Below are 22675 nucleotides of genomic sequence, written 5' to 3'. Positions count from 1 at the left end.
TGCGCAAAACGTTGCCGGAGCCGCTCCTATTTGTTGCAAAACGTCGTAAACTTCTGTATATAGGATAGTTTTTCCTCGTGTGCGGCGTTGCTGATGGTACAAAGTGTGAGGACATTGAATTTCGTCGCGGCGCTGCACTCGAGAGGCGGCCGCGGCGATCGGCAGCCTATCTATAAAGGAGACACGCTTTAATGCCCGTTGCGTTAAGCCTCGTACTCGTCCTGTTCTTCCTTCTAATGAATGCGTTCTTCGTCGTGGCCGAGTTTTCGCTCGTGCGCGTGCGCAAGTCCCAGGTCGATATTCTTCTCGACGAGGGCCGATCCGGCGCCAAGTACGCCAAGACCGTCGCCGACAACGTCAACGCCTATCTTTCCGCCTGCCAGCTGGGCATCACGCTTGCTTCGCTTGCTCTGGGCTGGTTGGGCGAGCCGGCCGTTTCGGCGCTGATCGCCCCTGGCCTCACGCTTATCGGCCTTCCCGAGGCCGCCATCCACGCCATCGCCGTCGCCGTGGGATTCATCATTATCACGGCGTTGCACATTGTGGTGGGCGAGCTCATCCCCAAATCGCTCGCCATTTTCTCCACGGAGCGCTACGCTCTGTTCACGGCCGCGCCCCTCGTATGGTTCTATCGCATCACGTATCCCATCATGTGGCTGTTCAACTCCATCACGAACGGCGTCATGAAGCTGTTGGGGCACGACATCGCAAACGAGCACGAGGTGTACACCGATGAGGAGATTCGCCTGCTTATCGACGAGAGCACCGAAAGCGGCCTCATCGATCCCGACCAGAATGAGTACGTTGACAACATCTTCGATTTGGGCGATAAAGACGCCGAGGCCATCATGACGCCGCGCACGAACGTGATCTGCGTAGATCTGGAGGATACGCTTGAGGAGAATCTTGCCATCATCCAGACCTACAAGTACACCCGCTATCCCGCGTGTCGTGGCAGCAAGGACCGCATCGTTGGCTTCGTGCATGTGAAGGATCTCTACACCCTGCCCAAGAACAGCACGATAGACGATCTGCGCGTCCGAGCGATCGAGGCCGTGCCCGAGGGCATACCCATCGCGAAGCTGTTGCAGACGCTTCAGGCCAAGCATACGAAGATCGCCGTCGTCATCGACGAGCACGGCGGTACGTCGGGCATCGTCACCATGAGCGACATCATGGAACAGATCGTCGGCCGCATCGACGACGAATATCAGCACGGCGGCCCGGACGAAGTGGTCCAGTTGGACGATGGAAGCTACTTGATCGACGGGTCTCTTCCCATCGACGAGGTGGGCGAGCTCATCGGCTTCGAGCCCGAGGAGGCCGAGGAGTGCGAGACGGCGGGCGGCTTGCTGCTCAACGTGTTCGATCGCATTCCCGCAGAAGGCGACACCGCCACGCTCGAGAACGGCGCGGACGAAGCCTCGTTCACCGTCGTGGACATGGATCGCCACCGCATCGACAAGATACGCGTGGTTGTCGAGCACAATGAGGATGCGGACGTCGACGAGGATCGCTAGGGCAGGGCGCGCCTCCGAGCGGAGGGCTACGCTCGGAGCGGAGGGCTACGACACGGTCATGCCCAGGAACCGCTCGGCGTTGTGCCACAGCAGGTTCTCGAGTTCGTCGTCGGTAAAGTTCGCGCCCACGAACTGCTCGTATTCGCTTGCCGGATCCCACATGGGATAGTCCGAGCCGAACATCACGCGATCGGTTCCCCACAGGCGCGTAAGCTCGCGCGTGTGACGCTGCCCCAGGTACAGCTGGGCGCTCGACGCGTCGCAGTATACATGGTCGTTGCTGAGGATGGTGTCGCGCAGCACGTCATAGCCCACGTCGTAGCGCGACCAGCAGCCGAAGTGCGCAGCATCCACCACGAGGTCGGGGAAGGCGCGCAGGATTTCCACGAGGCGGCGCGGATGCGAGTGGTCGTAGCGGTAATCGCCCGTGTGGATGATGACAGGCAGACGGCCGGCGATGATCTCGTAGACTTCCATGAGACGCGGGTCGTCCATATCCACGTGCTGCGAGTCGGGATGCAGCTTCATGCCCTTCAGGCCCAGTCCGATGGCACGCTCGATCTCTTTTTCTGGATCGGGGTAATCCTGGTGCATGGTCATGAAGCCGATGAATTCGGGATGGATGCGGCATTGCTCGGCAATGAAGTCGTTGATGGTTTCGACAGCGCGGGGCGAGGTGGCCACGGAATGCACGACGAAGTTCGTGATGGGTGCACGATCCTGGGCGGCCAGCAGGTGCTCGGCCGTTCCCTCCCCGTACATCTCGATGTTGTAGAAATCGCCTACAGCGTCGACGGCTTTCGAGGCGATCTTGTTGGGATAGATATGGGCATGGACGTCGATGACTGCCATGAGTCGCGCTCCTTATTGATGGTTGCGTACGTGTGCGATCGCCCGGCATCGGCGTGCAAGGCGTCGGTCCGGGTTGCAGGCAACGTGCTCAATTCTAGCGCAACGAGAGGCGGTTCGCATCACTCAAACTCGCGTGCCCGACCGGGCGTCAGAAGAAGACCTCCTGGTATACTGGATGACGCGCAGAGGAAAGAACGAGGGGGTTGCCATGGAGACTGTACAGGATGCCTACGTCCGCAAAACGCTTTCGCTCGACGAGCTGTTCGACCAGTTCATCGTATCGGGAACGTCAATGTACACAGGCGGTCTCCATGTGCCCTCCGCGATCATCCACGAGCTAATGGCGCGCGTCGCCGACGGCCGGGTGGAGGGCATCGACATCTACGGCAACTGGATGAACGGCGATTTCGACTTCAAGAGCTTGGACGTCGGCCCCGAGCGGTTTCGGTATCACACCTATTTCGCCGGACCGAATGAGCGCGCCGGTTTCGGTACGTGCGTCGCGCATATCCCAGCGCATTTCAGCCAGGTGAGCGCGCTTATGCGCAGCGTCAACCCCGATTACGCTGTGGTGCAGATGACCCCGCCGGATGCACGCGGGATGTGCAATATTGGGCCGCTGGGCTTCGAGCCTGGCAGCATCCGTGCCTGTAAAGGGATCATTGCGCAGGTCAACTCAAAGCTTCCGCGCGTATTCGGCGATTCCCACGATTTTTCGATAGACGAGATCGACGCCTTCATCGTGTGCGACGAGGATCTTGAAGACATCGCCGTCAAGCCCGCCACGTCCGAGGAGCGCGCGTGTGCGGCGCTCATCGTGGACCGCATCGACGACGGCGACTGCATTCAGCTGGGCATCGGCGGCATCCTCAACGCGGTGGCCGAGGGCCTTATGTCGAAGCGCCATCTGGGCTGCTTCACGGAGATGTACTCGAATGCACTCGTGCCGTTGCAACAGGCGGGCGTCATCGACAACAGTCGAAACAGCTACTTTCCGGGGCGCTCGGTGGGCGGCTACTCCACGGGCGCAGCGCGTCTGTACGAGTTCATCGACCGCAACCCCGAGGTGTACTATTGCAGCTACGATACGGTCACCAACCCGTACTGCATCGCGAAGAACGACAACATGGTATCCATCAACACCGCCATATCCATCGACCTGACAGGCCAAGTATGCGCCGAGAGCATCGGCTCGCGTCAGTATTCCGCAAGCGGCGGGCAGGCCGACTTCGTGCGCGGTGCGCGCATGGCGAAGAACGGTCGATCGTTCATTGCCGTCACGAGCGTGGCGCACACCAGGCAAGGTCCCACGTCCAAGATCGTGCCCATGTTGGCGTCCGGTAGCGCCGTGACCACGCTGCGCAATGACGTGCAGTACGTGGTGACCGAGTACGGCGTGGCTGATCTGGCGTTTCAGGACGTTCCGACGCGAGCGAAGCGCCTGATTGCCATTGCTCATCCCGACTTCCGCGACGAGCTGACCTTCGAAGCCAAGCGGCTGGGATTGCTGTACTGAGCAAGCAGCAGATGAGCGTGCCTTTCGAGCTTTTGGGGCCCTTGATTGAATTGCATGTTTAAGACCGGTCCAATTTAGTCTTGCCATTGGATAGAACGTAAGCCTTTCGAGCGGGCAAGAACGTGTGCGTTTTGTGATAGATCAAGAAATGATTTGCGTAAGGTGCGGTGCAAGAGTAACATTCAATCTCGCCGCTTTTCCTGTTTGCAGTTAACCGAGCAGGAGGGGCAGGCGCAAATAGTGCGGGGTGGAGCAGTCTGGTAGCTCGCCGGGCTCATAACCCAGCAACATTGACAACTTAGTTTCTAGAAATTGCGGGGTGGAGCAGTCTGGTAGCTCGTCGGGCTCATAACCCGAAGGTCGTTGGTTCGAATCCAGCCCCCGCGACCATAAAACACCAGGTCAGAGGCTAAATCCTCTGGCCTTTTTTATTTCCCAAATCAGGCTGTTTTTGGGCTAATTTGGGCTAAAATGCCCTCCTTTGGCCCTTGCCCGAACCTCTACGTCGGCACTTTTTTCCGCCGTCGAAGCGCCCTTCGAGATGAGGTTATGGGCTAATTTTGGGCTAAAATACAATGAAACAATCTGCAACCTGGGGAAACCCCATGAAACGCCAGGGCCATTAGCCCAAAAATGGGCCGATCGGCGATCCAGCGATTCCACATTGCGAACACAAAGTTTCACGTCCTCCTTCTTTCGCGGAGAAATTCTCCCGTGCCCCTCCGATGGGGCGAATAGAACCGAATAGAACTGAAAAACGCCCCTCTCGTTTGCCGCTCACCTGCCCATTCCCAATAATCTAGCCAGGCATCGATTAGGAGATGTCTCTTTTCGGAAAGCACGAAGACAGAGAAATGAGCAGGCATGGAGACAAGAAAGACCGGCAGCACCAACGATCGGCAGGACCTGCTTGCCGAGATGCTCGGCGTCATGGCGCGACTCCGGGCCGCCGAGGAGCCGTCCCCCGCCGATGCCGAGCCGCGCCGCGATGCGGGTTCCAAAGGGCCCGCGGGCGAGGAGTGGCTCTCTGTACAGGCGGCGTGCGACTACGTGCACGTCTCGCGCACGACCATGTACAGGCTCGTCAGGGAGGGCAAGCTACCGTCCCACCGCGTAAGGGGGCGAATCCTGATCTGCAGGGAGACGCTCGACCGGTGCATCAAGGACGGCTTGCTTGCTTAAGCGAACGTCTTAGCGTTTTACAGGATCCGCGACTGCTGCCCCTCGTCCGTTCAGCCGCCTTCCGCCGTTGAATGTGCATATGCCCATACGGTCGCGTTCGCTTCAGCAGAAGCGTGTCGGAAAGGAGTGCGTGCATGTCGGACGCTGGAGTGAAGAAGATAAAGGCCAAAGAGGAAGGCGCCGGGAGAAGGCAGGTCGCGGAGATCAAGCTCATCTGCACCGAGAAGGACATCTACACGATAGAAGAGGTCGCCGAGATGCTCCACATCAACAAGCATCTGGCGTACAAGCTGATCAAGCTGCCTGAGGACCCGCTGCCCGCCCGCCAGCTCAGGTTCAGGACGAGGGGCTACCTCGTCACGAGGCGGGAGCTGAACGAGTGGGTGGAGCGCAACGCTCCTCTGCTCGGAAGCCCCGAGAGATAAGGGCGAGGCTGGCCATGGCGGGCGGCGAGGAAGGCTTCATCGTGATCCGGAGGTTCATGATAAAGCAGTTGAAGCTGCAAGGGGTCCCCCTGCTGCTGTACGCAAGGATATACGGCTTCACGGTCGGAGGGGGCGCGGGCTGCTACGAATCCCAGAGGTCCATGGCCGAGAGCCTCGGCGTGAGCGAGAGGGCGATCGGCAAGGCCCTCAGAATCCTCAGGGAGAAGGGGCTGGTCGTCGAGGTCGGCTCGCATCGCCTGCGAAACGGGCGCTCGACCAAGGTCTTCCGCGCCGTGAACCCGCTCAAGGGCGCTGGTGGGACAATCTGTCCCACCGGAACGGACTTCGCCGAACAAAGTTCCGAAGGGCAGCGCCCCCTGCCCGAACGGCCACGACGACGCCCTCCGAATCGAGTTCCGCCAGAGAGTATAGAGATGAAAAACCCCAGGGAGAGGAAAGCCGAGGATGGCTTCGACAGATACAGCTTCTGAGCCAAGCCGCTTCACCGAAGCGCAGCTTGCCGAAATGGGGATGGAGTACCCTCCCCCTCCCGAGGTCCGATGCCTGCATTGCGGGAGGCGGAAGGCCCCTTTCGCCCTTCTGATCGCCGGAAAGGTCGTCTGGATCAGCGGAGGGTGCGGTTGCGACCAGGAGAGGGCGGCGAAGGAAGAGGAGGAGGCCAGGAGGGCTGCCGAGAAAGACCGGCGCTACACGGAAAAGCTCCGCGCGGTCGGCATACCTCCGCGCTACCAGAATGCGGTCATCGACAGCAACGAGGCCGCCATGTTCCTCGCCGACTTCGACTCCCGTCCCGGCAGCGGGCTCTACATCCAAGGCACGTGCGGATCGGGGAAGACGTCCCTTGCCTGCGCGCTGGCGCGCAGGCTCTTCGACGCGAAGAAGCGCGTGCTCGTTACCACGGCGATAGACATGCTCGGGGAGATCCAGCGGACGTTCGACGACTCGAGCCCAACCCTCGACGTCGTGAGGAGGTACGTCGAATGCGACCTCCTCGTCATCGACGACATGGGCAAGGAGAGCGCGGGGGACTGGGCTGTCCGCACCCTGTTCCAGATCCTGAACGCGAGGTATGGGGAGATGCGCTCGACGATCGTCACGAGCGAATACGACCCCCCGAACCTCGGGAGGCGAATGAGCCGGCAGGGGTTCGGCGATCCGGCGACCGCCATCCTGTCCCGCCTGAAGGAGACCTGCACGCGCATCGAGCGTCCCGACGTCGACTTCAGGAGCCTTCCCGGAGGGTATCCGGGAGGCCGAGCGACCAGCGGAACCGAATAGAACCGAGCGCGCCGCCCACCGACCTCGACCGCTCCCGCCCGATGGTTCAATGGGCGCGAACCGTCCTCCCGCCGACGCCGACGGCGCCGATCCGGGGGGCAGCGAAAGGGGGCGAGGTCGTTGGCGCACGCTGCGACGCATATCGGGGCCGACCGGGCCGACGCATCCGTCCAGGAATCCTTGGCGGCGAAATGCCAGGAGAACGGCTGGCTGAGAGCCGGCGGATACGCCTGGCAAGACGACCCCTACCTCGAAGACTATCCTTACGACATCCGCGAAGCATCCTCGATGGAGGAGCTTCGCTCTTTTTTCCGGCGCGGAAACTGGGCGATACGGCAGGGCGTGGTCTACCGCGATCTGGCCTTCGTCCAGCAGGTCGACGGCGGCGACGAGTGGTGGACCCTCAAGAAGATCGGCGACGAGGGCGAGCCCGGCGATTGGCTGGCGTTCGAGAACTGCTCGTTCGGCGGCCTGAGCCGGGACCGGCACGGCTTCAACGATCTCATCGTGGGCATGAGCGCGGCTTCCGCGAGCGAATGCGAGAGGCTCGAATACAGGCTTCCCATGCTCGACGAGCCCTGGAGCCTCATGACCGCCTGCTCCGAGAACCGGGCGGGCGATCAGGTTGAATGCAAGATCCTCGAGAGCCGTTGCGGCGACTACGCGGTGAAGGCGTACGAGCGCCCGAGCTTCGACGGCGCGATGCTCGAGATATCCGACCGCGCCTCCCGCGCCCTCGTGTTCCATGACGGGGCATGCGACAGCATCGTCTCCGCTTCGGGCAGAGCCCGCGATGCATTGTCCTCCCTGATTGAGGGGTCGCGGGAAAGCGATGGAAGATCGAGGTCGGAGGCGGCGAGAAGCAGGCTCAGGAGCCTCAGAGACGCTTCGTCGGAAGCCTGCGAATCGTCGTCGGCGATCAACCCCCCTTCAAACGCAACGGGAAGAAACGGCAAAGCACGTTCCTAGCAAGGCATTCGATGCCGCTGGAGCGTGCTTTGTCGTTTTGCGAAGTGGGACAGATCGTCCCAGCGAGAAACGGAGGTAGAACCGATGGCCACTGATTTCGGGGACGAAAGCGGCGAGAAGCTGTTCGACTGGGTGCTGAGGATCGGTCAGGACGCAAGCGAGCAGGCGATGCTCGCGAGCGCCGAGAAGCTGAAGAACGCATTGCGAAACGCCCGCGGGGAGATAGGGGGAAAGGGCCCGGAGGATGCCGTGGAGCAGCCTTCCGAGTGGGCGAAACTCAGCATGGAGCAGTTCGCGTCCCTCCCCGAATACCGGAGCATCAAGGAGATCATCGACGGGAAGCTTACGGGCGAGGGCATCGAGCACGCCTTCTTCGAGGACAAAGGGAAGGAGTACCTTCTCTTCAAGGTGGAGGACGCCCCAAGCGTCTCTCGCGCGTTCGGCGACCTGGAGAAGCAGGCGGACATCGCCCTCGACAGGGCGCTCGAGGCGCGCGGAAAGACCCGCGAGCAGATAAGGGACGCCCAGCCGCTCGAGGAGCGCGCGGCGTCCGCCCGCGAGAGCGCGAAGGCGATGGAGGCGGCGCGCGGCAAGGCCCATGAGGTCGAGATCGCGGCGGTGAGGTCCAAATGAGCCCTTCCCTCATCGCGGCCCTGATGGCGACGCCGATCGCGTTCGCGGCCGGGAACCTCTACGCGTCGAACCTGGCGTCGCTCCCAGGAGAGCCGATCACGAACCTGGCGACTGCCGCCGTCACGCTGCCGGGCTTCGTCGCGAAAGGCGGCGGTTTCACCGGAGAGCCTGCGGGGATCTGCGTCGGCGTCCTGCTCGTCTGCGCGGTGTGGATCGCCTGGTCGTACCGCCTGACGGCCAAGGGGACCAGGAACGGCGAGGAGCACGGCAGCGCCCGCTGGGCGACCAGGACCGAGATGAGGGCGTTCGGGGACGCGAAAGCGCCCGACAACAACATCATCCTCGCGAAGAACGCGCGGCTCGCGCTCGACCGCGGGAGGTTCGACCTCAAGACCGACCGCAACCACAACGTCGTGGTCGTGGGCGGCTCGGGCTCCGGCAAGACGCGCTACTACGTGAAGCCCAACCTCATGCAGCTCAACTCCAGCTACTTCGTGACGGATCCCAAGGGGACCCTCATCGGCGAGATAGGGCATCTCTTCGCGGAGGCGGGATACGAGATCCGCTCCTTCAACACCATCGACTTCGCCGAATCGAACCGCTACAACCCGCTTCGCTACGTGAGGAGCGAGGCCGACGTCCTCACCTTCGTCGAATGCCTCATCAAGAACACCACGGGCGACAAGGACCATGCCGGAGACCCGTTCTGGGAGAACGCGGAGCGCCTGCTCTACACCGCGCTCGTCTCCTACCTGCTCGCGCACTGCCCCGAGGAGGACCGCAACCTCCCCGGGCTGCTCGTCCTGCTCGGGCTCGCGGAGGCGAAGGAGGAGGACGAATCGTACATGAGCCCGCTCGACATCCTCTTCGCCGAGCTCGAGACGGGAAAGAAGCTCGTGAAGACCGGCGAGGCAGCCGAGGAGGACTTCGAGAGCAGGGCGTTCTCGAGTGGTGCCGGAGGGTTTACGTGGGTGAGGACCGGCGAGCCGGTGCCGCCCGAGGACGACTTCTCGCTGTCGAACTACAAGGCGTTCAAGACCGCCGCAGGCAAGACGCTCAAGTCGATCATCATCAGCTGCAACGTGCGCCTGAAGCCCCTGTCCATCAAGGAGGTCTCGAAGCTCCTCGAGCGCGACGAGATGGGCCTCGACGAGCTCGGCGAGGAGGGCAAGAGGACGGTCGTCTTCGCGAGCATGCCGGACACCAACTCGACCTTCGACTTCCTCTTCGCGATCCTCATGTGGCAGACGCTCGACGTGCTCTGCAACGTCGCGCTGAGGCGGCATGCGGGCCATCTCCCCACGCACGTCCACTTCATCCTGGACGAGTTCGCCAACATCGGCCACGTCCCGGACTTCGAGCGGACCATCGCGGTCGTGCGCAGCCGCAACATATCCTGCTCGATCATCCTGCAGTCCCTCGCCCAGCTCAAGAGCCGCTACAAGGACGACGCGCAGACCATCCAGGACTGCTGCGACACGACGCTCTTCCTCGGCGGGAAGTCGGGCGAGACCAACAAGGAGATCTCGGAGGCGGTCGGAAAGCAGACCGTCTCCACGATCACCTTCAACGACTCCCGCGGCTCCAGCTCGAGCCGGACCCGCAACTACAACAGGCAGGAGCGCGACCTCATCCAACCGTCCGAGGTCGGAAGGCTTCCCAGGGACGAGGCGATCGTGCTCATCACGGGAGCCTTCCCGTTCAAGGACAAGAAGTACCCGCTCGAGCGGCATCCCCGTTACAGGCATATCGATCCCGGCCGTCCAGGGGCAAGGCATGCCGAGCGGTTCGGCTTCGCGTCCTATCGGATACGTCAAAAGGAGGAGGCATGAGGGAAAGAAGAGCCTAGGGGCGGCGGCGCCCGGAGACCCGGCCCATGCGCGGGCGACCGCGCATGGGGCCGCCGCCCGCATGCGCCTCTCGGGATCGACCAGGGCACATCGCCGCGATCGCGGCGAGAAGAAGAAAGGAAACCATGATGCTAACCCAGATAATCACGCTCGTATCGGGCTGCGTTACCTTCCTCGGCGGGTTCCTCGTCGTGTGGGGCGCGGTCTCGCTCGGCCTCGCCATCCGCGAGCAGCAGGGAGGCTCCCAGATCGCGAGCGCCATCTCGACCATCGCGGGCGGCGCGATCATCATCGCGGCCGCCGTCTACTTCGGCATGCTCGACACATCCTGGCTCCCAGCGTAGGTGGTCGGCATGTCATTGCAGATACCGATTCAGAAGGACATCGGCGAGTACCAGGAGAAGATCGTCGGCAAGATGAGCCTGCGCACGCTCGCGTGCGTGTCCCTCGGCTTCGCGTCCGCCATCGCGGCGGCGGCGATCGTCTACTTCGGGCTCGGAATCGAGGTCGGCAACGCGACGCTTCCCGTCATGGCAGCGGCGCTGCCGTTCTGGCTCGCCGGGTTCTGGCGCCCCTTCGGGATGAAGCTGGAGGAGTTCCTCCCCCTTCTCTGGGAGCACTCCATGAACAGCCAGACGATGCTCTACGACACCGGCGACGCGCTCGCCGGCTGCGCATGCACGGGCCCCGTCGCAGGAAAGCCCTCCCGCAAGGCGCGCCGCAGGGCCAAGAGGAAGGGGGCCGAGGTCCATGGCCCAGAACAGTTCTAGGAAAAAGGCGCCCGCCAGGAAGTCGAGCCTCATGGGGCTCCTTCTCGGCGGCAGGAAGGCGACGGGCGCCGAGGCGAAGGCCCGCGAGGAGAAGGCCAGGCGCACGTCCAAGGCCCGCAACTCCGCGAAGCGCCAGCTCGACTACATCGGATACGACGCCATGTACAAAAACGGCATCGCCCAGGTGGAGGAAGGGCTCTTCAGCCAGACGGTCGAGTTCTCCGACATCAGCTACCAATCGGCGCGAAGGGACGCCCAGGAGAACATCTTCTCCGTCCTCTCGAGCCTCTACAACTACTTCAACGCGGACACCTCGGTGCAGCTCTCGATCGCCAACACGCCCATCCCCGCCGACGTGATCGGGTCCAAGCGCTTCTTCCGCCACGTCGCCGACGTCGACGACGGGCTCGTGGACGAGTACAACCGGATCCTCAACGACAAGCTGCGCGAGGGCGTGTCCAACCTCGAGCGCCACCGCTACCTCACCTACATGGTCGGCGCAGACGACGTGGACGCGGCGACGCCGAAGCTCGCGCGCATCCGCGCCGACGTGTGCCAGACGCTCGCGCGCATCCGGTGCGACGCGCGCCCGGTCGACGGCGAGGAGCGCCTGCGCGCGATGGACTCCATCGTCCGCCCCAAGAAGCGCTTCGAGTTCAGCTGGGACAAACTGTCCCAGTTCCGCGGCCTGCGCACGAAGAACCTCATCGCCCCGAACCTCATGGACTTCGCGCCCGAGGGACGGGCGGACTGCTTCGAGTCCGACGGGGTGTTCGGCAGCGTGCTGGCCATACGCGACTTCGGGAGCATGCTCGAGGACTACTACCTCGCGAACATCATCGACCTGCCCATCCCGCTCGTCGTGACGCTGCACATCCAGCCCATCGCGCAAAGCGACGCGCTCGCGATGGTGAAGCGCCAGCTCGACTGGATGGACAAGGAGATCATCGACGAGCAGATGGCGGCGGTGAAGAAGGGCTACGACTACTCGATCCTCCCGCCCGAGCTGCGCTACTCGAAGGAGGAGGCGGAGGAGCTGCTCGACTTCCTGCGCAACAAGAACGAGCGCCTCTTCGTCTACACCGGGCTCGTCTACACCTATGCCGACAGCCTGGAGGAGCTCGACCGCCAGGTGGAGCAGGTGGTCTCCGTGGCCCAGGGGAACTCCCTCGGGATCGTCGGGCTCGACTACCGCCAGAAGCACGCGCTCAACTCCATGCTCCCCTTGGGGCGCAACCACGTGAACGTCTCCAGGCACCTCACCACAGGCCAGATCGCGATGCAGATGCCCTTCGCCTCCCAGGAGCTCAACCAGGAAGGCGGCGGCTACTACGGCCAGTCCAAGCAGTCGGGCAACCTCGTCATCTGCAACCGCAAACGGCTCGCGAGCCCCATGGGGTTCGTCTGCGGCAAGCCCGGCTCGGGCAAGTCGTTCAGCGTCAAGCGCGAGATCCTGAACACGGTGCTCGCCTTCCCCGAAGACGAGGTCGTCATCTTCGACCCCGCCGGCGAGTACTCAACCCTCGTCGGAAGCTGCAGTGGCCAGAACATCCGCCTCGCGCCCGACTCGGACACGTCCATGAACCCCTTCGACCTCACGGACGTCGAAGGCAAGGCGGACGCCGCCCAGATGGCCTTCAAGATCGACGCGTTCCTGGCCCTCTCCTCCGCCATGATGGCGGAGGGCGCAGAGGGGCTCCCCGAAGCGGACAAGTCCATCATCACGCGCTGCGTCGAGGCCGCCTACGCCCAGGCGGGAGACCGCATCCCGACCCTCGAGGACTTCTACCGTGTGCTCGTCGAGCAGCCCGAACGGGAGGCGCGCGACATCGCGCTTCGCTACGAGCGCTTCGTGAAGGGGGCGCTCTCGTTCTTCAACCGCCAGAGCAACGTGGCGTTCAAGAACCGCGTCACCAACGTCGATCTGCACGACCTCTCCAGCAACATGCGCGTCTTCGGCATGCTCACCGCGCTCGAGGCGGTGCGAAACCGCATGTACGAGAACTTCGAGCGGGGCGTCACCACCTGGCTCTACATCGACGAGGTGCAGAGCCTCTTCGGGCATCCCGCCATCATCGAGTACTTCTCCAAGTTCTGGGCCGAGGGGCGCAAGTTCAACCTCATCTGCACCGGAATCACGCAGAACTCGACCTACATGCTCACGCACGAGTCCGCCCGCAACATGGTCCTGAACTCGGATTTCTGCCTGCTGCACAAGCAGTCCGCGCTCGACCGCAAGAGCTGGGTGGACCTGCTCACCCTTTCCGACACCGAGGCGGGCTACATAGACGATTCCATCAAGGCCGGCGAGGGCCTGCTCGTCGCGGGCGGCGTGCGCGTGCCGATCATGGACGACTTCCCGAAGGGCGCGCTCTACGACCTGTTCAACACCAAGCCCGACGAGATCGCCGAGCTCAAGCGCAAGGCCGTCTTCGAGGCGAACAGGCGGGCGAGCTCCGGATCTCGGGATGCGGATGGCGAGGAGAGCCCTGAGCGATGAGCGGCCAGGGCCAGACATACCAGGATGCTGGGATGCGCGAGCTCGTGGCGGCCGAGAAGGAGACGGTCCTCAACTCGGGGACGGTCAAATCCGCCGACGACCAGGCGCTCTCGACGCTCGCGGAAAGGTCCACGGCGGCACGGAAGGCAAGCCCGCTCGCCGCCGCAAAAGCGGGACGCGTCCCGAAGGGCGCATCGAGGGGACGCGAGCGATCCTGCGGAGCCGCCGAAGGATCGGCCGTTTCGGATCAGACCGCCGCGCAACCCGGGCGCCTCGGCGGGCATCGCTCCCCGATCGGAGCGAAGGCGGCGATTGGGAACGCGGCGGTGGACGAGCTCGACGACACCGAGGAGTTCTCGGGAGCCGCCGGCGTCCGCGACAAGGCCGTCTTGGCCAAGCGCCTCTCCAACAGGGCCCGTGCCGCGGGCAAGGCGAACGGCCCCGTCCGGCAGGCGGGATCCGGCAAGCGCCCCGGCGCGTCCTCCAAGAAGGCGTCGCGCGCCGCGGGATCCGCCAAGGGGAAGGGCGCGGCCAAGGGCGCAAGCGCCTCGGCCGTCCGCGCCCAGGCTGCCGTCCAGGCGAAGGCGGCCGAGGCTGCAGGCGGCGCCAAGGCGGCGGCAGCGGCGAAGAGCACATCGGCGAAGGCGATAGGCGGCGCCATCGCGAGCGCAGCCGCCCCCTTGGGAGGCGTTTTCGCGGGAGTGCTCGCGTTCATCCTCGTCGCGCTCGCCGTAAGCCAGCTCGTCGCGGCGCTGTTCGGCTTCTGGCAGAACGAGGCGGCGAAGCAGAGCCTCGCGGGCCTTCCCCCCTACATTACCTACGAGATGGTGGAGGAGGCAATCGAGTGCCAGGAGGACTACGGGCATCCGGCGGGCTGCACGATAGCCCAGATCATCTGCGAATCGGGCCAGGGTGACCACATGAGCCAGCTCGCGGAGCGCGACCACAACCTCTTCGGGATGAAATGGTCCTCGTCGTTCGCCGCCTGCCCAGAGGTGACCGGCAAGTCGGCCTGGGCTACCAACGAGGAGTACGGGGGCGAGGCGGTGGCGATCACGGCGTACTTCACCTCGTTCGCCTCGGACGTGGACTGCATCCGCTTCAGGAGCCGCGTCTTCCTGCAGGCGGGCCACTACGCGAACAACCCGCTCATCCGCGAGGCGATCGAGGAACGCGACTCGGACAAGATGGCCGAAGGCCTCAAGGACGCGGGATGGGCGACGAGCTCGTCCTACGTCGAGAGCCTCAAGTCGGCCATGGACGCCTACGGCCTGCGCCGCTTCGACGGCATGAGCCTGGAGGAGTTCCGGAGCCTGGACCAGGCGAGGTCGACCGTGGTCGCGGCGGCGCGCAGCCAGCTCGGCGTGCCCTACGTCTGGGGCGGGACCACGCCCGGCGTCGGGCTCGACTGCTCGGGGCTCACCCAGTACTGCTACGCCCAGGCGGGGATCTCCATCCCGCGAAACTCCGAGGACCAGGCCGCGTTCGGCACCAAGGTCCCCGTCTCGCTCGCGGAGCCCGGGGACATCCTGTGGCGCCCGGGGCACGTCGCCATCTTCATCGGGGACGACAAGTACATCCACGAGCCCTACTCGGGCGAGGTCTGCAGGGAAGCGTCGGGCGTCGGCTACTTCACCGCGGCGATCAAGGTCATCGGATAGGAGGAGGAAAGAATGGATAGGAAAACGAAGATCATCGCCGTCTTGGCGGCAGGGGCGCTGGCGATCCTCGTCGGATCGAGCGTAGCGCGCTGCACGCTCGCGCAGGACGGCGGCGAGGCGGGGCCCGATCCCGTTTCGCAGGAGCAGGCGAGCCCGCAGGAGGCCGGGCGAGGCGACGAGGAAGAGGATGCCGGAGCCGCCGGCGGCGCGCCCAAGGGCTTCTCCGCGCTAGCCGGATCGTCCTGGACGAGCGAGGACGGCGGGTCCTCGCTGTCCATCACCCCGACGAACCTCGTCGTGACGTCCCCGGAGGGCACGACGGTCCTCTACTACGCGCTCGACGAGGAGTCCTCCGCGGACGGGAGCCTCTCCGCGACGCTCTCCGTCTCCCAAACCGTAAACGGCCCGCAGCAGCTCGCGGTGCTCTTCGTCACCAGCGGCCCAGACGGTTCCCAGAGGATTGTATGCGACGAGCTGGGCGGCGCCTTCGTGCGCGATGTCGCCGAGGAAGCGCACGTGTCGATCGGGAACCCGGACGAGGCGCTGTTCGACGCGTTCGGGCACACCCGCGACGAGTTCGAGGCGGTCCTCGGCGAGTTCGCGAAGGGGGCATCCCCCCATGCGACCGAGGCGACCTGGGACGGCGAGGTCTGGCTCGACTTCAACGCGGGCACCAAGCTCACGAACTTCACCCTCGACGACGCGGCGAACACCCCCGTCACCGTGGTCGACGACGGGTCCGGGGAGCTGACGTTCCGATGATCGCGCGCATCGAGGCAAAGCAGGGCGGCAGGGAGCGCTTCGCGAGGGCGTCCCTGCTCTCCTTCATCGTCTGCGCGGCGATCTTCCTGCCGGCGCGGCCCGCCTGGGCGAGCATCGCCGACGACATCAACGGGTGGCTCTGCGGCGTGCTGCGCGACTGCTGCAACTGGATTTTCTCCCAGCAGGCGAACGTCCTGGAGTCGATCGGCTACGAGGGGATCCTGGGAGCCGACTTCGGCAGCATGCTCACGACGGCGGGTGGGACCTCCATGTACGACATCGTGCACGCCGTGTGGCAGGTCGCGATCCTGCCCATCGGCTGCGGGGTGCTCTCGCTCGTGTTCACCATCAAGCTCATCCAGATCTCCCAGCGCATGGACGGCAGCCAGTCGCTGCCGGGCGTGAAGGAGGTGGTGTTCCTGCTCGTGTTCTTCGCCGTGTTCCTCTTTCTGATCCAGAACAGCTTCGAGCTCATGCAGGCGATCTACGAGGTGGTGGGGCTGGCGATAGACAGGACGATCGCGCTGTTCGGCACGGGGGGCGCGCTCGACCTAGGCGAGGTCTCCATCGTCACGGGGGACGACGACCTGCCCTCGCTCATCGCGATGCTCCTCGTCTCGCTCGTCAGCTGGCTCGTCGTGCTGGTGGCCTACATCGTGAGTCTTGTGGTCTGCTGGGCGCGGGCCCTGCAGCTCTACATCATGGCGTCCTTCAGCCCGATACCGCTGTCCCTCATGGCACTCGACGACACGCGCCAGATCGGCGTCGGCTACATCAAGAACTTCGCCGCGGTCTGCATCGCGGGGCTGATCATCCTCATCCTGCTCGTCTCGTTCCCCCTCATCCTGGGCGGGCTCGTCGCCGTCAACCCCGGCACGGGGACGCCGATAGACAGCATCGCGAACGGCCTCACCTACGCGCTCCAGTACCTGGCCATGTGCGTCCTGCTCATCCTCTCGCTCGTGAAGAGCGGCACGTGGGCCCGCGACATCGTGAGCGGGTTCTGACCATGGAAGCGCGCAGGCACACCTCGTCCCTCGGGATGAGACCCTGCGGGCCTTGCCGCCGGCCCGGGCCCGGTCAACAAAGAGAAGGGCCGGCGCCATCCCGATACCAAGGAAAGGAGAAGAGACGATGGCCGAAGAGAAGAAGAACACCTACATCACCCTGCACAGGAACTTCGTCAAGGCCGATATCGAGTACACCGACCCCAAGAGCGGCGAGAAGAGGACCTTCAACTCCGTGACGCTGCCGAAGGGGACGGTGATCGAAGGGCGCGACGTGAGCTACTACCAGTTCTCGCCCATGTTCGTGAACCCCTCGAAGTACCGAGGCGAGAACTTCGTCGACATACCGCTTCTGACGAACAGGGAGGTCTGGCTGCAGCGCTCCATCCTCGACGCCGAGGGCAATCCCGTCATAGACGAGCGGACGGGGCGTGCGGCGAAGGACACGGTCAAGGTCATGCCAGCGCAGCTCAAGACTGCCCTCGACGAGGCCCGCAGGGAGTACCTCGCGCAGCGCGAATCCAGGGAGCAATCGCTCAGCTCGCGCGCCGAGCATGCCCGCGAGGGCGCTTCCGCCCTCTCCGAGGGCAAAGCCCCTTTTGAGAAACCAGCACGATAGGAGGTGCGGCATGCGCAAATCAAGCCCCATCGGCGCAGTCGACCGCTCCGCTCCGCTTAGGGCGATCCTCGCCGTCCTGCTCGCATTTTCCGGACTTCTCGCCACGCTGTCGCCGGCGTTCGCCGAGGAGGCCCATGCGGCGCAGACGGCGAAGCTGACCGTCGGGTCGAGCATCTACTACGGCGGCTACTCGACCAACTGGATGTGGGCGGACGGCGAGATCGCCTACTGCGGCAACCCCTCCGCCTCGACGCCGGCATCCGGAACCTACCCCAAATCCGCGCTCAGCGCTCCCTCCGGACGCACCGCCGAGGCCGTGGCGGACCTGTGGTTCGGCTACGGCTCCCCCGGCTTCGACGCCTCCATGTGGCCGGATAGGTGGTACGACGGGTCGGCGATGAGCGACAACCACTACGCCGCCCTCACCCACATCCTCCTGTCCGACACCTACACCTCCGACGGCAACTACGCCATGTACGGCTGCACCGAGCAGTTCAAGGACTGGGTGCAGTACAACGTGCTCGGATTCGGGGACTCGGGGGAGGTGACCAACCCGGACGCGACCGGCCGCCAGATCGCGGCGCGGACGGGCGAGGTGCCCCGGAACTTCGAGGCCTTCCAGATGAGCACGGGAGCCGGCACGCAGATCATCCTGTCCTTCGAGTACACCCCCTTCGGCGAGATCGTGCTCCAGAAGGGCTCGGCGCTGCCCGAGGTCAGCGGGTCGAACCCCTGCTACAGCCTCGCCGGCGCGGTCTACGGGGTCTACTCGGACGGCGGGCTCGCCTCGAGGGTCGGCTCGATCGAGACCGACGACAACGGGTCGGGCAGGCTCGGCGAGCTCGTCCCCGGCACCTACTGGGTGAAGGAGACCGTCCCCGCCAAGGGCTACGCCCTCGACGAGACGGTCTACGAGGTCGAGGTCCATCCCGACATGGCGAGCGCCGTCAACGGCGCCGCGGGCGTCGCCGACTACCCCAAGTCCGACCCGGTCGGCATGCTCGTCATGAAGGTCGACGCGACGACCGGGGAGAGCTCCCCCCAGGGATCGGCGTCGCTTGCCGGCGCCGAGTTCACGGTGCGATTCTACGAGGGCCTCTACGCCAGCGCCGAGGAGGCGGAGGCGTCCGGAGATCCCGCGCGAACCTGGGTGTTCGCAACCGACGCCGACGGCTTCGCGGACTACGCCGACGCCTACAAGGTGGCGGGCCCCGACCTCTACCATATGAGCAACGGGGATCCCACCCTTCCTTTGGGCACGGCCGTCATACAGGAAACCAAAGCGCCCGCCGGCTACAACCTCGACGACGGGGCGGGCGGCGAGCCCAAGGCTTTCTGCATCCAGATAACCGACAGCGGCGCCATGGGCGAGGCCGTCTACACCTACAACACGCCCAAGGCGCCCGACACGGTCGAGCGCGGCGACTTCCGCCTGGTCAAGGAAATCCCCATCGAGGCGGAGGACGAATCCGGCATAGTGCAGGAGGCCGACCGCGTGCTGCTGCCCGGCGTGCAGTTCCAGCTGATCAACGCATCCGAGAATCCGATCGTCTCTCCCGAGACCGGCGAGAAGGCCGAGCCCGGCGAGGTGGTCTGCACCATCACCACCGACGAGAACGGCCTCGCATCGACCCGAGGCGGCCTCGCCGTCAACGGATGGGACATCCCGCAAGGCTGGTCGGGGGCCCTGGCATACGGCACCTACACGGTACACGAGGTCATCCCGGACTCCGTGGCGGAGGACTTCAAGGCGGAGTACGGCCACGACATCATCCCGGTCCCCGACTGGAAGACGACCATCTCCGAGGAGGGGCAGTACGACCCGCCGACGCTCGTGAATAACCACATCCCGCAGACGCCGCTCAAGGTCGTCAAGACGGACGCAGAGACGGGACGCCAGATCCCGCTTCCCTGCTCCTTCCAGCTGCTCGATGACGACGGAGAGCTCGTCACCTACGAGAGCCACTATCCCGAAACCCACATCATGGACACCTGGACCACCAACGAACGCGGCGAGGTGACGCTGCCGATGCTGCTCGAACAGGGCGACTACACGCTCGTCGAGGTGCAGGCGCCAGAGGGCTACGTCAAGGCGCTCGAAGGCAAGACCATCACGGTCGGGGCGGTCTACAACGATTGGGACGACCCCATCGAGGTCGAGTTCGCCGACATGCCCCAGAAGGGCACGATCAGCGTCGTCAAGCACGACTCCGCGACGGGCGAGCCGGTTTCCGACTCCGTCTACGTCGTGGAGGCGGCATCCGACATCGTCACCGGCGACGGCGCCGTGCGTGCCCACGCCGGCGACATCGTGGCCACGATCGAGACCGACGAGGCGGGCCGCGCCACGAGCGGCGAGCTCTACCTCGGGACCTACACCGTCTATGAGGCCAAGGCCAAAGACGGCTACGCGCTCGACGTCGCCGAGAAGACCGTGACGCTCGAATACCAAGGCCAGGACGTCGCCGTGTTCGACGAGATGCTCGAAACCGAGGACGCCCCCACCGAGCTCAAGGTCAAGAAGGTCGACGCCCTCGACCCCGGCAAGCCCGTCGCGGGCGCGATCTTCAGGCTATGGAACGACGAGGGGACCTACGACGAGGAGCTCGTCACCGGCGAGGACGGCGTCATCAGCGTCCCGTACCTCCTGCACGGCGCCTACCATCTGCAGGAAACCTCGGCCCCCGAAGGCTACGTCGTGAGCGACGTGGACGACGAGGGCAACGCCGCCGTCCACGAGCTCTTCGTGAACGACCAGGGCATGTTCGAGCGGGAGGACGGCACCATGAGCGCGGTCTTCGAGGTCGAGATCGCCAACATGCCCAAGACCATGGGCACCACTGCCACCGACGCCGCGAGCGGCACCCACGAAGGACAGGCGCGCGAGGACCTCGCGATCGTCGATGTCGTCGAGTACACCGGCTGCATCCCCGGAGACGAGTACACGGTCGAGGGCGTCTTGATGGACGCCGAGACGGGCGAGCCCGCGCTCGACGACGACGGCAACGAGATCACCGCCCAGGCGACCTTCGTTGCGGAGGACTTCACAGGAAGCGTCGAGATGACCTTCGCCTTCAGCGGCGCCGGACTCGCGGGCAAGAGGCTCGTCGCCTTCGAGACCATGACGTGCGGGGGCGAGGAGTACATGGTCCACGCCGACATCGAAGACGGAGGCCAGACGGTGGCCGTCGTCGACATCGCCACGACGGCCGTGAACCCCGAGACCGGGGATGCCACCGGCATCGCGGACGAGGGGCTCGAGCTCGTCGACACGGTCGAGTACACGGGGCTCACGCCAGGAAACACCTATACGATGACGGGCCATATCGCGGACGCCGAGACGGGCGAGCTGCTCATGGACGGTGACGGTGACGCCTACGTCCAGGAGGTCGCGTTCTCGCCCGAGGAAGCCGATGGAACCGTCGAGGTCGCCTTCGAGATCGACGCGAGCGCGCTCTCCGGCAAGACTACCGTGTTCACGGAGACGCTCTCCGACTCCGAAGGGAACATCATCGCGGTGCATGACGACATGACAGACGCGAACCAGTCGATCTTTTTCCCCATGATCCGCACCAACGCGGTCGACGGGGCTGATGGGGACAAGAACCTCGTCGCGGGCGAGTCCGCGGTGATCGTCGACACCGTGACCTACGAGAACCTCATCCCCGGCAAGGAGTACGTCGCAACGGGCGTGCTCATGGACAAGGCCACGGGAGAGCCTTTGAAGGACGCGCAGGGCAACGGCGTATCCGCCTCGGCCGCGTTCACGCCCGAATCGCCCGACGGGGAGGTCGAGGTGGCCTTCGGGTTCGACGCCACGGGCCTCGCGGGCAGGAGCGCCGTCGTGTTCGAGTCGCTCGTGAAGGACGGCATCGAGGTCGCGACGCACGCGGACATCGATGACGAGGCCCAGACGGTGGCGATCGTCGAGCCCGAAGAGGATGCGCTCGGCAAGGGCTATCCCAAGACCGGCGCAGCAGCGACCGCGGCGGCGGCGGGAGCCAGCGGCCTCGCCCTGGCTGCATACGGCCTGGCCGGTGCGGCGAACGGCCTTCTGAAGCGTCGCAAGGACGTTGCGGACGACCAGGGCGAAGATGTTTAAATCCTGCCATACGCATGCCGGCAGGGAGGGCGGGCGAAAGGCCCGCCCTCTGGGCGCCGCCCCGCGCATCGCCCTGACGCTTCTCGCGGCGGCCCTGCTCGCCTTCGCCCTGCATCAGACTATGCTGCCCGAGAGCAGCGAGGGCGCCTCCCCGTCCCTGCCCGCCCTCTTCGACGGCGTCTCGGGCGATCAAGGGGGCGCGGAGGGCCGTTCGATCGATTGGGCGGAGCTCCCCGAGGCGGTCGTCGCATGGATGGAGGTGCCCGGCACCTCCATCGACGAGCCCATCGCCCAGGCGACGGCCGACACGCCCGATCGATACCTCCACGTCGACGCGTTGGAACGGGGATCGTACGGAACGCCCTATCTGGACTGGGAATGCACGCCGGAGTCCGCCTTCTCAATAGTCTACGGGCATCACATGGACGACGGCAGCGTGTTCGCCGATTTCGCGCGCTTCTCCGACCGCGCCTACGCGGAAGGGCACAGGGACATCCTCGTCTGGACCCGCGCGGATGGGGAGATGCACGAGCTGCGCGTCGTCGCAGCGGACGTGGTGGATGCGAGCGGCGAGCGGGTCCAGGTGACGTTCGCGAACGATGAAGAGCGGGCAGCCCGCCTCGGCGAGAGGATATCGCAAAGCGACCTGACGCTCGAAGAACCCGACCTGTCGGTTTCCAAGGTCTGGGCCTTCGCCACGTGCAGCTACCAGACCTGGAACTCGCGGACGGTGGTCTATGCGGTCGAGGATAGGAGATGGGAATGAAGGCGTTTCTTTTCGTGTTCGGGATGTTCCTCATGTGCAATGCAATCCTCGCATGGTGCTGCCTCAAGGTGGGGTCTTTGGACGAGGACGAGTAGCGGAGCACGATAATTTTGAGCGGTACCGTCAAGAATCTTGCGCACTTTTCCGACAGCCTCATAAGCCCGCCGTCCGGTGCGGCTACCCCTCCAGCAGAGTCACGTCCAGATAGCGCCTCGAGCCCCACTCGCTCTCGGCCACGTACT

19 protein-coding genes and 1 tRNA gene are annotated in these 22675 nt (G+C 64.6%); 19 read left to right on the top strand and 1 reads right to left on the bottom strand.

What is annotated here, in order from left to right; translation table 11 throughout:
- Nucleotides 1-191 precede the first annotated feature (191 nt).
- Nucleotides 192-1520, top strand: coding sequence for a hemolysin family protein (locus tag C2L71_RS07530; RefSeq protein ID WP_103265166.1), 1329 nt, complete (start codon nt 192-194; stop codon nt 1518-1520).
- Nucleotides 1521-1565: 45 nt separating this feature from the next.
- Here the strand turns inward: C2L71_RS07530 and C2L71_RS07525 are convergent, their stop codons facing one another.
- On the bottom strand, nt 1566-2372 hold the full coding sequence (locus C2L71_RS07525) for an amidohydrolase family protein (protein ID WP_103265165.1): 807 nt from the start codon (nt 2370-2372) through the stop codon (nt 1566-1568).
- A 208-nt stretch (nt 2373-2580) separates the two neighbouring features.
- Here C2L71_RS07525 and C2L71_RS07520 point away from each other — a divergent pair, with 208 nt between their 5' ends.
- The 18 genes from C2L71_RS07520 to C2L71_RS07435 all read left to right on the top strand — a co-directional run bounded on the left by C2L71_RS07520 (nt 2581) and on the right by C2L71_RS07435 (nt 22433).
- Nucleotides 2581-3888 (top strand): acetyl-CoA hydrolase/transferase family protein, encoded by a 1308-nt coding sequence (locus C2L71_RS07520; protein ID WP_157938950.1) that lies wholly within the window; start codon nt 2581-2583, stop codon nt 3886-3888.
- A 313-nt stretch (nt 3889-4201) separates the two neighbouring features.
- A tRNA-Met gene (locus tag C2L71_RS07515) sits at nt 4202-4278 on the top strand.
- A gap of 474 nt (nt 4279-4752) precedes the next feature.
- Entirely contained in the window at nt 4753-5070 is a 318-nt protein-coding gene (locus C2L71_RS07510; RefSeq protein WP_103265163.1) for a helix-turn-helix domain-containing protein, read from the top strand.
- 134 nt (nt 5071-5204) lie between these two features.
- Entirely contained in the window at nt 5205-5495 is a 291-nt protein-coding gene (locus C2L71_RS07505; RefSeq protein WP_157938949.1) for a helix-turn-helix domain-containing protein, read from the top strand.
- Between the two features lie 14 nt (nt 5496-5509).
- Nucleotides 5510-5986: a helix-turn-helix domain-containing protein gene (locus tag C2L71_RS07500; protein ID WP_103265161.1), complete on the top strand. Its 477-nt coding sequence runs from the start codon at nt 5510-5512 to the stop codon at nt 5984-5986.
- Nucleotides 5987-6026: 40 nt separating this feature from the next.
- Nucleotides 6027-6794, top strand: coding sequence for an ATP-binding protein (locus C2L71_RS07495; RefSeq protein WP_157938948.1), 768 nt, complete (start codon nt 6027-6029; stop codon nt 6792-6794).
- Between the two features lie 120 nt (nt 6795-6914).
- Nucleotides 6915-7763: a hypothetical protein gene (locus tag C2L71_RS07490; RefSeq protein ID WP_103265159.1), complete on the top strand. Its 849-nt coding sequence runs from the start codon at nt 6915-6917 to the stop codon at nt 7761-7763.
- A gap of 84 nt (nt 7764-7847) precedes the next feature.
- On the top strand, nt 7848-8396 hold the full coding sequence (locus tag C2L71_RS07485) for a hypothetical protein (RefSeq protein ID WP_103265158.1): 549 nt from the start codon (nt 7848-7850) through the stop codon (nt 8394-8396).
- A complete protein-coding gene (locus tag C2L71_RS07480; protein WP_103265157.1) occupies nt 8393-10228 on the top strand; it encodes a VirD4-like conjugal transfer protein, CD1115 family in 1836 nt (611 codons plus the stop codon). Before C2L71_RS07485 ends, C2L71_RS07480 begins: the two co-directional genes overlap by 4 nt.
- A 146-nt stretch (nt 10229-10374) precedes the next feature.
- Entirely contained in the window at nt 10375-10590 is a 216-nt protein-coding gene (locus C2L71_RS07475) for a hypothetical protein (protein WP_103265156.1), read from the top strand.
- Nucleotides 10591-10599: 9 nt separating this feature from the next.
- Complete coding sequence (locus C2L71_RS07470; RefSeq protein WP_103265155.1) at nt 10600-11016, top strand: PrgI family protein; 417 nt, start codon at nt 10600-10602, stop codon at nt 11014-11016.
- 31 nt (nt 11017-11047) lie between these two features.
- Nucleotides 11048-13516: a VirB4-like conjugal transfer ATPase, CD1110 family gene (locus C2L71_RS07465; RefSeq protein ID WP_204600469.1), complete on the top strand. Its 2469-nt coding sequence runs from the start codon at nt 11048-11050 to the stop codon at nt 13514-13516.
- Nucleotides 13513-15177: an NlpC/P60 family protein gene (locus C2L71_RS07460; RefSeq protein WP_239926486.1), complete on the top strand. Its 1665-nt coding sequence runs from the start codon at nt 13513-13515 to the stop codon at nt 15175-15177. The genes C2L71_RS07465 and C2L71_RS07460 overlap by 4 nt, the downstream gene beginning before the upstream one ends.
- Before the next feature lie 12 nt (nt 15178-15189).
- Complete coding sequence (locus C2L71_RS07455) at nt 15190-15939, top strand: hypothetical protein (protein ID WP_103265154.1); 750 nt, start codon at nt 15190-15192, stop codon at nt 15937-15939.
- Nucleotides 15936-16946, top strand: coding sequence for a VirB6/TrbL-like conjugal transfer protein, CD1112 family (locus C2L71_RS07450; protein WP_170042467.1), 1011 nt, complete (start codon nt 15936-15938; stop codon nt 16944-16946). The genes C2L71_RS07455 and C2L71_RS07450 overlap by 4 nt, the downstream gene beginning before the upstream one ends.
- Nucleotides 16947-17073: 127 nt before the next feature.
- Nucleotides 17074-17565 carry a DNA gyrase gene (locus C2L71_RS07445; protein ID WP_103265153.1) on the top strand — a complete coding sequence of 164 codons (492 nt, stop codon included), beginning with the start codon at nt 17074-17076 and terminating at the stop codon, nt 17563-17565.
- 10 nt (nt 17566-17575) lie between these two features.
- Nucleotides 17576-21667: a VaFE repeat-containing surface-anchored protein gene (locus C2L71_RS07440; RefSeq protein ID WP_103265152.1), complete on the top strand. Its 4092-nt coding sequence runs from the start codon at nt 17576-17578 to the stop codon at nt 21665-21667.
- Nucleotides 21660-22433 (top strand): class B sortase, encoded by a 774-nt coding sequence (locus C2L71_RS07435; protein WP_103265151.1) that lies wholly within the window; start codon nt 21660-21662, stop codon nt 22431-22433. The genes C2L71_RS07440 and C2L71_RS07435 overlap by 8 nt, the downstream gene beginning before the upstream one ends.
- Nucleotides 22434-22675: the final 242 nt, after the last annotated feature.

The sequence above is a fragment of the Enteroscipio rubneri genome, assembly GCF_002899715.1.
GTDB classification, from domain to species: domain Bacteria; phylum Actinomycetota; class Coriobacteriia; order Coriobacteriales; family Eggerthellaceae; genus Enteroscipio; species Enteroscipio rubneri.
Note: the sequence above shows the minus strand (reverse complement) of the source record. Positions and strands in the feature narration are given on the sequence as shown.